We start from the raw sequence: 13765 nt of genomic DNA on the forward strand, positions 1-13765 counted from the left end.
GCCATGGAACGCATCCCCATTCTCAAGATGGGCCGGCTCCTGCTGGTCACCATCCAGGTCGACATGCACGACCGCCTCGCCATGGCGCTGCAGGACGACCTGACCGCGCGCATCGTCAAGGATCGCGCCACTGGCGTACTGATCGACATTTCAGCGCTCGACATCGTCGACTCGTTCATTGGCCGCATGATCAGCCATACCGCCGCCATGGCCAAGATTCTCGACGCCCGCACGGTGCTGGTCGGCATGCAGCCGGCCGTCGCCATCACCCTGGTGGAACTGGGCCTGAGCCTGGAAGGCGTGCGCACGGCGCTCAATATCGAACGTGGCCTGGCCCTGCTGCAGCAGGACCAGGAATGACCGCCGCCGGCAAATCAGGAGGCCGGACATGAGCAACAGTGACAGCATCGTTCGGGCACCGCTGCACACCGACGAAGACGTGGTCCGCCTGCGCAAGATGGTGCGCGAGGATATGGTGGCGCTCAAGTTTTCCCTGACCGACCAGACCAAGATGGTGACGGCGGCCAGTGAACTGGCGCGCAATGTGCTGCGCTACGGCGGGGGCGGCCATGCCGAGCTGCAGCAGCTGATGGAAAACGGCGTGCGCGGCGTGCGCGCCAGCTTCATTGACGAAGGCCCCGGCATTCCGGACATCGAGATCGCCATGCGCGACGGCTACACCAGCGGCGGCGGCATGGGCCTGGGTCTGTCCGGCGCCAAGCGCCTGGCCGATGAATTCGAGATCGACAGCGCGCCGGGCAAGGGCACCACCGTCACCATCACGAAATGGAAGCCCTTTTGAACAATCTTGGCAAGCAGGTGTCCTTTCACATCAGTGAATCGAGCGAGATTGCTTCCGCCCGCCGGACCGGCAACGAGCTGGCGCGCCGCCTTGGTTTCGACGAGGTGCGCACCGGCCAGGTGGCGATCGTCATCACCGAAGCCGGTACCAATATTGTCAAGCACGCCCAGCATGGCGAAATCCTGCTGCGCCCAGTCGAAGCCGACGGCGTCATGGGAATTGAGATCATGTCCCTGGACAAAGGGCCCGGCATGGCCAACCTGCCATTGCTGATGCAGGACGGTCACTCCACAGCCGGCAGCTATGGCGTGGGCATGGGTGCCATCGGCCGCCTGACCCAGGAGTTCGACATTTATTCGGTTCCCGGCCAGGGCACGGTGATGATGATGGTCTTGTGGGCCGACGGCATTGGCCCGCTGAACAGCGAATGGCAGGTGGGCGCCGTGTGCGTGCCGATCGCCGGCGAGGATGCATGCGGCGACGCGTTTCGGATTGGCGTGGGGCGCCAGTGCATCACGGTATGCGCGGCCGATGGCCTCGGTCACGGTCCCGATGCCGCACGCGCTTCCGATCCCGCAGTGGCACTGGCCGCCAGCCATCCTGACCTGCCGGCGGCGGAGCTGATGGCACATGCCCACCGCGCCCTGCACGGCACGCGCGGCGCGGCAATGGCCATCGCGATCATTGATCCTGGTGCCGGGCGGCTCGATTTTGCCGGCGTCGGCAACCTGGCCGGCTGCATTTTTTACCAGGACACGCGGCGCCACCTGATGTCGCACAATGGCATCGTGGGCAGCAATATGCGCAAGGTGCAGGCATTCGAGCATGAATGGGGCGCCGGCGCCACGCTCGTCATCCATTCCGACGGCATCGCCACGCGCTGGGATGTGAATGCCTACCAGGGGCTCATGTTCCGTCATCCCGCCCTCATCGCAGCCGTGTTGTACCGCGACTTCGCGCGCCAGCGCGACGACGCCATGGTGCTGGTGCTGCGCCAGCTGGACCGAGGGCCATGACACTGCGCATCCTCAAGCTGGCCATCGCCACCGAACTCGATGTGGTGGCGGCGCGCCAGCGCGCGCGCGAGATCGCGGTCAGCTGCCAGTTTGCGATGCAGGACCAGGTGCGCATCGCCACTTCGGTCTCTGAGCTGGCGCGCAATGTCTTCAACTATGCCGGCAGCGGCCAGGTCGAATTCCTCATGGGGCAGTTCGAAGGCAAACAGGCGCTTGAGATCAAGCTGGAAGACAATGGGCCGGGCATCGGCCACCTCGATGAAGTCCTGGGGGGCAATTACAAGTCCAGCACCGGCATGGGCGTGGGCCTGATCGGCGCGCGCCGCATGATGGATGGCTTCGACATCGACACGGGCCGCGGCGCCGGCACCCGCATCGTGATGCACAAGCTGCTGCCGTCGGAGGTCAACCGCATCACGGCGCCGATGGTGGGGGAAATGAGCGCCCGCCTGCGGGCGCAGATGCCCGACTCGGTGCTGGCCGAAGTGCAGCATCAGAACCAGGAGCTGCTGAGCACCCTGGCCGAACTGAAGGCGCGCCAGGAAGAGCTGCTGCAGCTCACGCGCCAGCTGGAAGAGACCAACCGCGGCATGGCCGTGCTGTACGAGGAGCTGGACGAAAAGGCGGGCAACCTGCGCCGCGCCGACGAAATGAAGTCGCGCTTCCTGTCGAACATGAGCCATGAATTCCGCACCCCGCTCAGCTCCATCCGCGCCCTGTCGCGCCTGTTGCTGTCCGGCGCCGATGGCGAATTGTCCGAAGAGCAGCATCGCCAGGTGAGCTTCATCCTGCAGGGGACCGTGGCGCTTAACGAAATGGTCGACGACCTGCTTGACCTGGCCAAGATCGAGGCGGGCAAGGTCGATGTACGGGCCGCCAATGTCGACGTGGGCGAAGTGTTCAGCGCCCTGCGCGGCATGCTGCGCCCCCTGTTGGTCGATTCGCCCCTGGCGCTGGTGTTTGACGCGCCCGATGGCATGGCGCTGCACACCGACCATGGCAAGCTGGCCCAGATCCTGCGCAATTTTGTCTCCAACGCGATCAAGTTCACCGAAGTGGGCGCGGTGGTGGTACGCGCGCGGGCGCGTGGCGAGCAGATTGATTTCACCGTCACCGACACGGGCCTGGGCATCGAGGCGCGCTATCTCGACATGATTTTCGAGGAATTCAACCAGGTGGAAAACCGCCTGCAGGCGCGGGTGAAAGGTACCGGCCTGGGACTGCCCCTGTGCCGCAAGCTGGCCACGCTGCTCGGTGGCAGCGTGCATGCGGCCAGCACCCCCGGCAGCGGCTCGGTATTCACCCTGACGCTGCCGCGGGTGTTCACCGAGCCCGCGCATCACGAATAATTACACGCAATCAGCAACCAGAAGATTCAAGGCCTATCATGACGCTCATGTCCTATACCGATTCTGTCATTTTGAATGTGGATGACAACGAAGCTGCCCGCTACGCCAAGTCGCGTGTTCTCAAGCATGCAGGCTTCAAGGTCATTGAGGCGAGCAGCGGCGCCGAGGCACTGACCATGGCGCTCGAACACAATCCCGACCTGGTCCTGCTCGACACCAAGCTGCCCGATATCCATGGCATGGAAGTGTGCCGCCGCCTCAAGGCCGAGCAGGAAACCCGCGCCGTGCTGGTACTGCAGACGTCAGCGTCCTATGTGGGCACGTCGGACAAGATCCGGGCCCTGGAAGGCGGCGCCGATAACTACCTGTTCGAGCCGATTGAGCCGGAAGAGCTGGTGGCCAACGTCAAGGCCCTGCTGCGGCTGGGGCGAGTGGAGCGCGAGCTGCGTGATGTCGACCGCCGCAAGGACGACTTCCTGGCCACCCTGGCGCATGAGCTGCGCAATCCGCTGGGGCCGATCCGTACCGCCGTGGAGCTGTTGTGCCGCCTTGATCCGGAAGTGCCGCCAGTGCAGGAGCAGGCGCGCATGACGATCCTGCGCCACACCGGACACCTGGTGCGCCTGGTGGAAGACCTGCTTGACGTAGCCCGTATTTCCAAGGGCAAGATCACGCTGCACAAGGAGCGGGTCGAGCTCAAGACGTTTATCGACAGTGCGCGGGAGTCGGTGGCGCACATTGCCGACGCGCGCCATCACACGCTCAATGTATCGCTGCCGCAGGCCGAAGTGTGGGTGGAGGGCGATCACGTGCGCCTGGCCCAGATTGTCGGCAACCTGCTGCATAACGCGGTCAAGTTCACGCCGGCCGACGGCACCATTGGCCTGGAAGCGAAGGTCGACGGCAAGGAGCTGGTCATCCGCGTGAGCGACAACGGCATCGGCATCGGTCCGGAAAAGCTGGACGTCATCTTCGACATGTTCGCCCAGGACGGCTTCACCACCGACCGGGTACAGGACGGCCTGGGTATCGGCCTGTCGCTGGTGCGCACGCTGGTTGAGATGCATAACGGCAGCGTCAAGGCGTCCAGCGACGGCCCCGGCAAGGGCAGCACGTTTGAAGTGCGCCTGCCGGTGGACGCGGTGGTCCACCCCGAGGTGGTGCAGCAGGCGCAGGCGGACCAGGGCACCGGCGTGTCGCGCATCCTGGTGGTGGACGACAACATGGATGCGGCCGACATGCTGGCCGCGCTGCTGTCGATCGACGGGCATGAAGTGGAAGTGGCATACAGCGGCCAGGATGCACTGGACCGCGCCGCCACCTACCAGCCTTATTGCGTCTTCCTTGATATCGGCCTGCCCGACATGACCGGCTACGAAGTGGCGCGCCGCATGCGTGAAGTGCCGGGCATGGAGCAGGCTTTCATGATCGCACTGACCGGGTATGGCCAGGAACGCGACCGTGAGCTGGCGGTGGACGCCGGTTTTAACGAGCACGTGGTCAAGCCGATCGATTTCGAGCGCATCCGCTCGCTCAACCTGAGCACCCGCCAGAAGCGTTGATCAGCGGTTAGCGCTTGCCCTGCTGCCTGGTACTTCCCCACGGGAAGAACCAGGCCAGGGGGCGATGCACGCGCGCTGCCCACGATGCTTCATTGTGGCGGCCCGCTGGGTCGGCGTGGTACAGCAGATCGTGCCCATCGCGGTAGCCCAGGCCGAGCATCGCATCGCGCATGGCGGCAGTCTGCTCAAGGCCATCACTGATGGCGCCCGAATCCAGGTAGACTTTCAGCGCCGCCCTGGGATAGGGCTGGCGCACCAGCGCCATCTCGTTCCACCACAATGATGACGACACGCCGCCAGCCATGGAAAACACATCCGGCCTGCCGTGCGCGATCACCAGCGAAGCAATCCCGCCCAGCGACGAACCCATGATGGCGGTGTGCTCCCTGCCGGGCAGGGTACGCAGGGTAGCGTCGACATGCGGCTTGACCGTATCGGTGATGAATGCCTGGTATTGCGCCACCTGGCCGCCGCCTGCCTTCGGGTCGCAGCAGGGCGTGTATTCGGCAATGCGCTCCGGCGTATTATCAATGCCGACCACGATGATCTCGTCCATGACGCCGGCGCCCACGAGGCGGTCCACTGTCTCGTCAATTCCCCACTCCACGCCGTAGGCCGCGCTGGCCGCATCGAACAGGTTCTGCCCGTCGTGCATGTACAGTACCGGGTAGCGCTTGGCCGTATTCTCCGCGTAGCTGGGCGGCAGGTAGATGCGTAGCCTGCGGCTGTTTCCGAGCTGTGGCGAAGCCAGTGGCGCCTGCAGCGTAACGCGCCCGGTGGCGGCGCCAAAGAAAGGGTAGATGTTGGATGTTGTTCCGGCGCTGATGCGATAGCGCCCGCCGGTGGACAGTCCCTTGCCGGCCAGTGCCGGCTGCAGGTCGATGTCACCGGCGCTGTCCGGCCAGGTGTACGACCAGACCTTGCCGGGACCCGGGCGGGCGGCCACCATCGCCCGGGCAGTGTGGATCAGCATGGGCTGCTGGCCGCTGTCGTAATGGATGCGCACGGTGGTGGCGCGGGCCGGCACGGTCACGGCCGCGATCAGTGCTGCCAGGAGCAGGAGCCGCATGGGTCAGCCCTCCAATTTAGAAGTTGCGGAAAATGGCGCGGCGCGGGTCACTGGATTTCCAGGATCACGCTGCTGCGTGGCGGCAGGGTCAGCGCGGTATCGAGTGCGTAGCGCTGGCCGGTGAGGACGTCCACACCGCTGCCCGCCTTGCCCAGGATTTCGGCGAAGCGCCCTGCAGGCAGCACGGCACTGGTACTGTTCTTGTTAAAGGCGACCATGACCTTTTGCCCGTCAAGGTAGCGGAAATAGACGTAGGTGCCATCCTGGGCGCCGAAATGCATGGTTCGCCCGTGGTGAATGACGGCGGCACCCTTGCGCCAGTTGGCCAGCTTGCGTACGAAATCCTGGGCCTGGCGCTGCGCGGCAGACAGTCCCTGGCCTGAAAAAGCGTTGACAGCGTCGCCGCGCCAGCCGCCGGGAAAGTCGTGCCGGTAGCTGGCATCGTCGCGCGGCCCGGTCGTGCTGGTCATCAGCAGCTCGGTGCCGTAATAGAACTGCGGGATGCGCGGCATCGTCATCAGGAATACCAGGTTCATCTTGTACAGGTCCAGGTCTTCGCCCACCACGCTGTACAGGCGTGACACATCGTGATTGCCCTCAAACAGGACCAGTGCCAAGGGATTGGGGTACAGGTAGTCCTGGGACAGCGTTTCATAGACCTCGGTGAATGCAGCGGGGTCCTTGCTTGCCAGCGCCCCGCGCATGGCTTCGGCCAGCGGGAAATCCATGAGGCTGGGCAGGTGGCTCACGTAGCCGTCCGGATTTTGCTTGCCGCGCTGCCAGCGCGAGACCACGGCCGGCGACTTGTGCCATTCCTCACCCACCATGTTCAAGCCCGGGTATTCCGCCATCAGGCGCCGCGTGTATTCGGTGAGGAAGGCGCCGTCCGAGTAGCTGTAGGTATCGATGCGCAGGCCTGACAGGCCGGCGTATTCGATCCACCAGATATTATTCTGGATAAGGTAAGTGGCCACCAGGGGATTGGACTGGTTCATGTCCGGCATGGTGGCGCTGAACCAGCCGCTGATGAAGTTTTCCTTGTCGGCTGTGGCCCCGTACGGGTCCTGGACCGATACGCGGTGGTGGCGCGTCGGTACAAACTTGCCGCCGTAGGCAATCCAGTCCGGCGTGGGCAGGTCGGCCATCCACCAATGGCTGCTGCCGATATGCGACAGCACCACATCCTGGATGATGCCGATACCCCGTTTCTTCGCTTCGCGCGCGAGGCGCACGTAGTCTTCATTGCTGCCGTAGCGTGGGTCGATCCGGTAGTGATCGGTCGCCGCGTAACCGTGATAAGACCATGCAGGCATATTGTTTTCCACCAGCGGGGTTGGCCACAGCTGGGTAAAGCCCATGGCGGCGATGTAGTCCAGGCCATGGATGATGCCCTCGATGTCACCCCCATGGCGCCCGCCGCCACTGCTGCGGTTTGCCAGTTCGCGCATGCCGGGCATGTTGTCGTTGGCCGGATTGGCGTTGGCGAAGCGGTCCGGCATGATCTGGTAGATCGCATCGCGGCCGGAAAAGCCGGCGCGCGCCGCCGAGCCCTGCTCGCGCTCGCGCAGCTCGTAGCGATAGGTGGTGCGCTTGCCGGCGCCGCTAAAGGCGATGTCAAACGCGCCGCTTCTTGCGTTTGCCGCGACGGTGAGATTGATGAACAGGTAGTTGGGGTTCGCGACCCGGGTCACGCTGTCGATCCGCACGCCGGGATAGGACAGCGCTGGCGTCAGCGCGCCGATGCCGGGCCCATGCACCATCAGCTGCAGATGCGGATGGGCCATGCCTGTCCACCAGAAGGGCGGTTCCAGATGCTCGATGAGCTTGTTTTTGCCTAGTGCCGCACCGGGAAGAATGAGGAGGATTGCGCAGAGTGCTGAAATCAAACGGGGCATGATGTGTCTCGGATTGGTGACAGTTATAGAGGGCAACGCAACTGTAGTTGTAATACACAAGTAGTGGGTGCCTAGCATACAGTAGAGGCAATGGTGCCTCAACGACTGCCTGCCAAAATCTGTGATTTATCTAGTTCGGCTACAGGCGCTGACGCCTTTATGGGGTACGCATAGTCTTTACTTTATGTAGTCAACGTTAGCTGTTAATGTGGAGAAACACCATTACGCACGCATCGAAATGGTGCAGCGCTGCAATAAAATAGTGAAATTGGGCGGTAATGTAGTCGTACTACAGGTGCTGACGAAGATAAATGTACCCGAAATACAACGAGAATATTGAGGCTTTCCCTTGAAATGTTGAATTTGTGCCCTTTTTCGTAGTCATACGCAACTCTCGTTGACAGTGCATCTAGTTTTAGTACAAAATCTTCTCCAGAACGTCTTAGAACGTTTCGCTAAAGGATCCCGCGTAGGAGCTGCCAAGCTGGTTTTCCGGGAATTATGTAGTACTGATGAGATGAGGGGACTTATGAACATTTTCTCGAGCAAGCGCTCCCAGAGCGCCGCTTTCCAACTGAACCCGGTGGCTGCAGGCTGCGCCGTGTTCCTCGCCCTGATGGCAGGTTCCTCGTTTGCGCAAGATGCGACGGCGACCGCGGCTGAACCTGTGAAGGTCGAAGACGGCATCCAGACAGTGACCGTTTCTGGTATCCGTCGCGGTATCGAGGGTGCCATTTCTGTAAAAAAGGATTCGAGTTCGATCGTTGAGGCCATCTCGGCCGAAGACATCGGCAAGCTGCCGGACGTCTCGATTGCCGAATCGATCTCGCGCCTTCCAGGTCTGGCGGCCCAGCGTGTAGGCGGCCGTGCCCAGGTCATCAGCGTGCGCGGCCTGTCCCCGGACTTCTCGACCACCCTGCTCAACGGACGCGAACAGGTCAGCACCGGCGACAACCGCAGTGTGGAGTTTGACCAGTACCCGTCCGAACTGCTGTCCGGCGTCACTATCTACAAGACCCCCGACGCCGGCCTGATCGGCCAGGGTCTGTCGGGCACCATCGACATGCAAAGCGTGCGTCCGCTGGCGTTCCAGAGCCGCACCATTGCCCTGAACGCGCGCGGCGAGCGCAATTCGCTCGGTTCCATCGCCAATGCCAAGGCGACGGGCAATCGTGTCAGCGCAAGCTACATTAATCAATTCGCCAACCGGACCATCGGTCTGGCCATCGGCTACGCGCATCTGGAATCGCCAGTGCTGTCGCATGAGACGGGCCTGTATGAGCCTTGGAAGCGCGACGGTCGACCAGGCGTACCGGCCGGCACCTTCATCACTGACGGTATCAAGTCGGTTGCCCGCAGCGGACGCAATGAGCGCGATGGCGTGATGGCCGTGCTCCAGTATCGCCCATCGAAGACCTGGAACAGCGTCCTTGATCTGTACGCATCGCGTTTCACCCGCGAAGATACGGCCAACCAGATGGAAGTCAACCTCAGTGGCTACAACGGTCGTCCTGGCGTGCCTGAAGGCTCTCCGGATGTCGACGCACCGTTCTACGACCCTGTCGTAGTCAGAAATGGTGTCCTGGTGGGCGGTACCATGAACAAGGTCTATCCCCTGGTGCGTGGCATGTACACCGACCGCAAGGACGATATCAAGGCAGCTGGATGGAGCAATAACTTCAAGTTCCAGAACTGGTCGCTGTTCGCCGACCTGAACTTTTCGAAGGCAAAGCGCGATGAGCTGAGCCTGGAGAACAATCTGCAAATGGCAGGCCCTGGCGACAGCCCTGTCTATGACTCGGTAGCACTGTCCCTGGGAAATGGCAGCTTTTCGCAGCTCAACCCCGGCCTTGATTACAGCAACCCGGCTAACTTGTACGTTCGCAATTCGATCTATGGCTCTGGCTACGGCAAGACCCCCAAGGTAGAAGATGAATTGCGCGGCTTCAAACTTGTCGCCTCGCTGCCGGTTCCCGGCGTGTTTGACAATTACCTCGGTGGCGTGGATATCGGCTTCAATATCACCGACCGTTCCAAGAAAAAGCGTCAGCCTGAAGGATCGATCAATCTGGTAGGTGCCCCCCAGGTGCTGCCAGGCGACGTGCAGTACTCCCCTGTCGACCTGGGCTTTGCAGGCAGCGGTGTCATTCCTTCCTGGAACGTACCTGCCGTGGTGTCGCGCTACATGAGCTTTAATCCGGTTGACGATCTGGGTTACCTGATCTCGAAGGCGTGGGACGTCAACGAGAAAATCACGACGACTTACATCAAAGCCAATATCGACCACGACATGGGCGATATCAGCATCAAGGGTAACTTCGGTATCCAGGCGCAGCACACTGACCAGTCTTCACAGGCCAATTACTTCGATGGCACCGCGCCGGCAGGCAGCCAGGTCAAGCCGGTCGACGAAGGCATGAAGTACACCGACTACCTGCCAAGCATGAACCTGGCATTTGGCTTGTCGAACCAGCAGACGATTCGTATCGCGGCGGCCAAGCAGATTGCCCGCCCACGTATCGATCAACTGCGCGCAGCGCTGGACTTCGGCGTCTCCGATACCGACTTCAAACCGGGTGGCAGCGGCGGTAATGCCAAGCTGGAACCATGGCGCGCCAAGGCCTTCGACATCTCTTATGAGAAGTACTTCGGCACGAAGGCATACGTAGCTGTTGCAGCATTCCACAAGAAGCTTGACACCTACATCTTCACTCAGACGCAGAGCTACGATTTTTCAAAGTTCACGCCAGGGACCAAGGCCACGACCAACATCGGTAACTACACGGCACCGTACAATGGCAAGGGCGGTACGCTCAAGGGTCTGGAACTGTCAGCATCGTTGCCATTGAATATGGTGGCAGACGCGCTTGATGGCTTCGGTGTCTCGGCCAGCGCCACGTTCAGCGACAGCAACATCAAGATCGATGACGGCAGCATTGGCACCAACATCACCTTGCCTGGCCTGTCCAAGCGTGTGAGCAATCTGACCGTGTACTACGAGAAGGATGGTTTCGAAACGCGCGTCAGCCAGCGCAAGCGTTCTGACTTTATCGGTGAAATCGGTAACTTCGCAAACGACCGCGCGCTGCGTTATGTAGTTGGTGAAAACGTCGTCGATTTCCAGATCGGCTACAACTTCAACCAGGGTCCGCTCAAGGGTGTTGGACTGGTCCTGCAGGTGAATAACGTGGGCGATGCCGCCTACGAAACCTACGGCGAGACCCGCGACAAGCAGCTCGAGTATCAGAAGTATGGTCGCACTGTTCTTGCAGGCATCAACTACAAGTTCTAAGGCTTAGCCCCAGAGGCAAGTTCCTGCACGAAAGTGCAGGGCGCTTCAAAAGGCCATGCACCCCGTCGGCGTCGAGCCGGCGGGGTGTTTTACATTGGAAGCCAGCATCCGGGCCTGCTCGCGATGGCAAGGATGCGGAAGTTGCTGTGCCTCAGGACTTTGGTCGCACCAGTTGTCCGCTTTGTTGGTCCGACCTCTGCCTTGTTTTTGCAAAGCAATGTAAAATGGTCAACTTTTAGTTGGTCATTTTTTGCGGAGTCGGCGTGATACCAGTCAGGTTCAGGGAATATGCGGTGGCGGGTACCGCCTTTGTAGTCAGCATCTGCAGTCTCTTCATTTATATCTACCAAAGCAAGATCATGTCGGAGCAGCAGCAGGTGGCGGCCTGGCCTTACGTGGAGTGGTACACCAATAACGTCAACGGCTACAAGCTGGCGGTGCAAAACAAGGGTATTGGTCCGGCCATCGTGCGCAACGTCAGCATGAAAGTCGATGGCAAGGCACTGGGCAGCAACCGCGAACTGATGGACGCCGTCATGGGCCGCGACAACCAGATAGCCTGGGTCAATGCCGAGGTGCGGGATCGCGTCATGTCGGCCGGCGAAACCACCGAGATCCTGGCCATTGCCGATCCGGCGCAAGCGCGCCAGTTTCAAGCCCGGCTGGCGCAGCGCAAGTTCGAGCTGCTCATTACCTACTGCTCCATTTACGGCCGCTGCTGGACCAGCAGCGGCTTCAAGATCACCCGCGCCAGCGACGACAGCTCCACCATGTACTAGGGGATTTCTACTAGCGGCGCACGTAAACGCGGGTTTTAGCCCGGGAAGTGCGCCAAGAGAGTAAACTAGAGGATGCCTGCCCCTTTGGGCCGGCGCCGATAATGTACCGTTCCCGTGTGAGTGTCTAAATGTCTTCTTCCCCAGTCCTGCTGTTTTCCGAACTTAACCTCTCCGCCGCTGTGCTCAAGGTGATGAAAGAGGTGGGTTACGAAACCCCGTCGCCGATCCAGGCAGCCACCATTCCGCTGCTGCTGTCCAATCGCGATGTGCTGGGCCAGGCCCAGACAGGTACCGGCAAGACGGCCGCCTTTGCGCTGCCCATCCTGTCGCGCATCGATATCAAGCAGCAGTCGCCGCAGGCACTGGTGCTGGCGCCCACGCGCGAACTGGCGATCCAGGTAGCAGAGGCATTCCAGAAGTACGCCACCCATATCAAGGACTTCCATGTCCTTCCCATTTACGGTGGCCAGAGCTATGGCCCGCAGCTGCAGGCGCTGCGCCGCGGTGTGCATGTCATTGTCGGCACGCCGGGCCGCGTGATCGACCATCTCGAAAAAGGCTCGCTCGACCTTTCGCGCCTCAAGACGCTGGTGCTGGACGAAGCCGACGAAATGCTGCGCATGGGCTTTATCGACGACGTCGAGCAGATCCTGCAAAAGACGCCTGAAACACGCCAGACCGCGCTGTTCTCGGCCACCATGCCACCGGCCATCAAGCGCATCGCCAAGACCTACCTGCGCGACCCGGCGGAAGTGACCGTGGCGGCCAAGACCGGCACTGCCGACAACATCACCCAGCGTTACTGGATGGTGAGCGGCATGCAAAAGCTGGAAGCGCTGACCCGCATCCTGGAGGCGGAGCCGTTCGACGGCATGATCATCTTTGCCCGTACCAAGCTCGGTACCGAGGAACTGGCCACCAAGCTGCAGGCGCGCGGCTTTGCCGCCACTGCCATCAATGGCGACATGCAGCAGGCGCAGCGCGAGCGCACCATCGAGCAGCTCAAGAACGGCAAGATCGACATTTTGGTCGCCACCGACGTAGCCGCCCGCGGCCTGGACGTGGAACGCATCAGCCATGTGATCAACTACGATGTACCGTCTGACCCGGAAAGCTACACCCACCGCATTGGCCGCACGGGCCGTGCGGGCCGCAGCGGCCAGGCCATCTTGTTCATCACCCCGCGCGAGCAGGGCCTGCTCAAGGCCATCGAACGTGCCACACGCCAGCCGGTCGCGCCGCTCACGCTGCCGACGGTCAAGGCAGTCAATGACGTGCGCATCTCCAAATTCAAGGACCAGATCACCGAGATGCTGGCAGCCAGTGGCCTGGACGTATTCCGCTCCCTGATCGAAGAGTACGAGCGCGAACAGAATGTGCCGGCGATCGAGATCGCGGCCGCGCTGGCACGCCTGGCACGGGGCGACGTGCCGCTGCTGCTGGAAAAACCCAACCGCGACGCCAAGGCCGCACCGTCATGGAAAGAAGAAGCACCCATGGCCCGCGCGCCGCGTAGCGAGCGTCCCGAGCGTGCCGACTTTGCCGGTGGCCGCGAAGCCTTTGCTCCTGCGCCGGAACGCAAGCGCACGCCGCGTCCGCAGGAAGACGGCATGGGTACCTTCCGCATCGAAGTGGGCCACGCGCATGGCGTCAAGCCGGGCAACATCGTCGGCGCCATCGCCAACGAGGCGGGCATCGAGTCCAAGTTCATCGGCCGGATCGAAATCTATGATGACTACAGCATGCTCGACCTGCCGGTGGACATGCCGGCAGATGTCGTCAGCCACCTCAAGACGGTGTGGGTAGCCGGCCAGCAGCTCAACATCACGCGCGATGGCGAGGCACCGGCTGTCAAGAAGCCGGGCGCGCCAAAGAAGTCGGGCGGCGATCGCCGCTTCGAGGAAAAAGCTGCAGGACCGAAAAAGAAGTCTTACGACTCAAAGAAGAAAGAGCACCGCAAGGGGCCGAAGGCTGAATAAGCAGAGGTTGTCCTGTTGCGAA

General features: G+C 61.7%; 10 protein-coding genes. 8 read left to right on the forward strand and 2 right to left on the reverse strand.

Annotated features, from left to right (window positions below):
- Positions 1-3: 3 nt before the first annotated feature.
- From KY495_RS13705 to KY495_RS13725, 5 genes are read left to right on the forward strand one after another with little or no spacing between them, the layout of a single operon-like run.
- On the forward strand, positions 4-360 hold the full coding sequence (locus KY495_RS13705; protein ID WP_219879969.1) for an STAS domain-containing protein: 357 nt from the start codon (positions 4-6) through the stop codon (positions 358-360).
- 28 nt (positions 361-388) lie between these two features.
- Entirely contained in the window at positions 389-802 is a 414-nt protein-coding gene (locus KY495_RS13710; RefSeq protein ID WP_219879970.1) for an anti-sigma regulatory factor, read from the forward strand.
- On the forward strand, positions 799-1818 hold the full coding sequence (locus tag KY495_RS13715) for an ATP-binding SpoIIE family protein phosphatase (protein ID WP_229518296.1): 1020 nt from the start codon (positions 799-801) through the stop codon (positions 1816-1818). The genes KY495_RS13710 and KY495_RS13715 overlap by 4 nt, the downstream gene beginning before the upstream one ends.
- Complete coding sequence (locus KY495_RS13720) at positions 1815-3167, forward strand: ATP-binding protein (protein WP_219879972.1); 1353 nt, start codon at positions 1815-1817, stop codon at positions 3165-3167. Before KY495_RS13715 ends, KY495_RS13720 begins: the two co-directional genes overlap by 4 nt.
- A gap of 38 nt (positions 3168-3205) precedes the next feature.
- On the forward strand, positions 3206-4729 hold the full coding sequence (locus tag KY495_RS13725) for a response regulator (RefSeq protein ID WP_219879973.1): 1524 nt from the start codon (positions 3206-3208) through the stop codon (positions 4727-4729).
- Between the two features lie 7 nt (positions 4730-4736).
- Here KY495_RS13725 and KY495_RS13730 read toward each other — a convergent pair whose 3' ends face one another.
- Together KY495_RS13730 and KY495_RS13735 are read right to left on the reverse strand one after the other, a co-directional pair.
- On the reverse strand, positions 4737-5798 hold the full coding sequence (locus KY495_RS13730; RefSeq protein ID WP_219879974.1) for an alpha/beta hydrolase: 1062 nt from the start codon (positions 5796-5798) through the stop codon (positions 4737-4739).
- 47 nt (positions 5799-5845) lie between these two features.
- Positions 5846-7693, reverse strand: a complete 1848-nt coding sequence (locus KY495_RS13735; protein WP_219879975.1) for a glycoside hydrolase family 13 protein — start codon at positions 7691-7693, stop codon at positions 5846-5848.
- A gap of 529 nt (positions 7694-8222) precedes the next feature.
- On the opposite strand from KY495_RS13735, the gene KY495_RS13740 reads away from it, so the two are divergent.
- The 3 genes from KY495_RS13740 (at position 8223) to KY495_RS13750 (ending at position 13743) form a co-directional block, all read left to right on the forward strand.
- The gene (locus tag KY495_RS13740) at positions 8223-10985 is read left to right on the forward strand and encodes a TonB-dependent receptor (protein ID WP_219879976.1); all 2763 of its coding nucleotides are present in this window, start codon (positions 8223-8225) and stop codon (positions 10983-10985) included.
- Between the two features lie 359 nt (positions 10986-11344).
- Positions 11345-11764, forward strand: a complete 420-nt coding sequence (locus KY495_RS13745; RefSeq protein WP_219879977.1) for a hypothetical protein — start codon at positions 11345-11347, stop codon at positions 11762-11764.
- 128 nt (positions 11765-11892) lie between these two features.
- Complete coding sequence (locus KY495_RS13750) at positions 11893-13743, forward strand: DEAD/DEAH box helicase (RefSeq protein ID WP_219879978.1); 1851 nt, start codon at positions 11893-11895, stop codon at positions 13741-13743.
- The last annotated feature ends 22 nt before the right edge of the window (positions 13744-13765 follow it).

It is taken from the genome of Massilia sp. PAMC28688 (assembly GCF_019443445.1).
Lineage (GTDB): Bacteria > Pseudomonadota > Gammaproteobacteria > Burkholderiales > Burkholderiaceae_D > Telluria_A.

Coding starts and splice junctions, on each gene's coding strand:
- KY495_RS13705 (WP_219879969.1), top strand. CDS start 4: ATGGAACGCATCCCCATTCTCAAGATGGGCCGGCTCCTGCTGGTCACC.
- KY495_RS13710 (WP_219879970.1), top strand. CDS start 389: ATGAGCAACAGTGACAGCATCGTTCGGGCACCGCTGCACACCGACGAA.
- KY495_RS13720 (WP_219879972.1), top strand. CDS start 1,815: ATGACACTGCGCATCCTCAAGCTGGCCATCGCCACCGAACTCGATGTG.
- KY495_RS13725 (WP_219879973.1), top strand. CDS start 3,206: ATGACGCTCATGTCCTATACCGATTCTGTCATTTTGAATGTGGATGAC.
- KY495_RS13730 (WP_219879974.1), bottom strand. CDS start 5,798: ATGCGGCTCCTGCTCCTGGCAGCACTGATCGCGGCCGTGACCGTGCCG.
- KY495_RS13735 (WP_219879975.1), bottom strand. CDS start 7,693: ATGCCCCGTTTGATTTCAGCACTCTGCGCAATCCTCCTCATTCTTCCC.
- KY495_RS13740 (WP_219879976.1), top strand. CDS start 8,223: ATGAACATTTTCTCGAGCAAGCGCTCCCAGAGCGCCGCTTTCCAACTG.
- KY495_RS13745 (WP_219879977.1), top strand. CDS start 11,345: ATGTCGGAGCAGCAGCAGGTGGCGGCCTGGCCTTACGTGGAGTGGTAC.
- KY495_RS13750 (WP_219879978.1), top strand. CDS start 11,893: ATGTCTTCTTCCCCAGTCCTGCTGTTTTCCGAACTTAACCTCTCCGCC.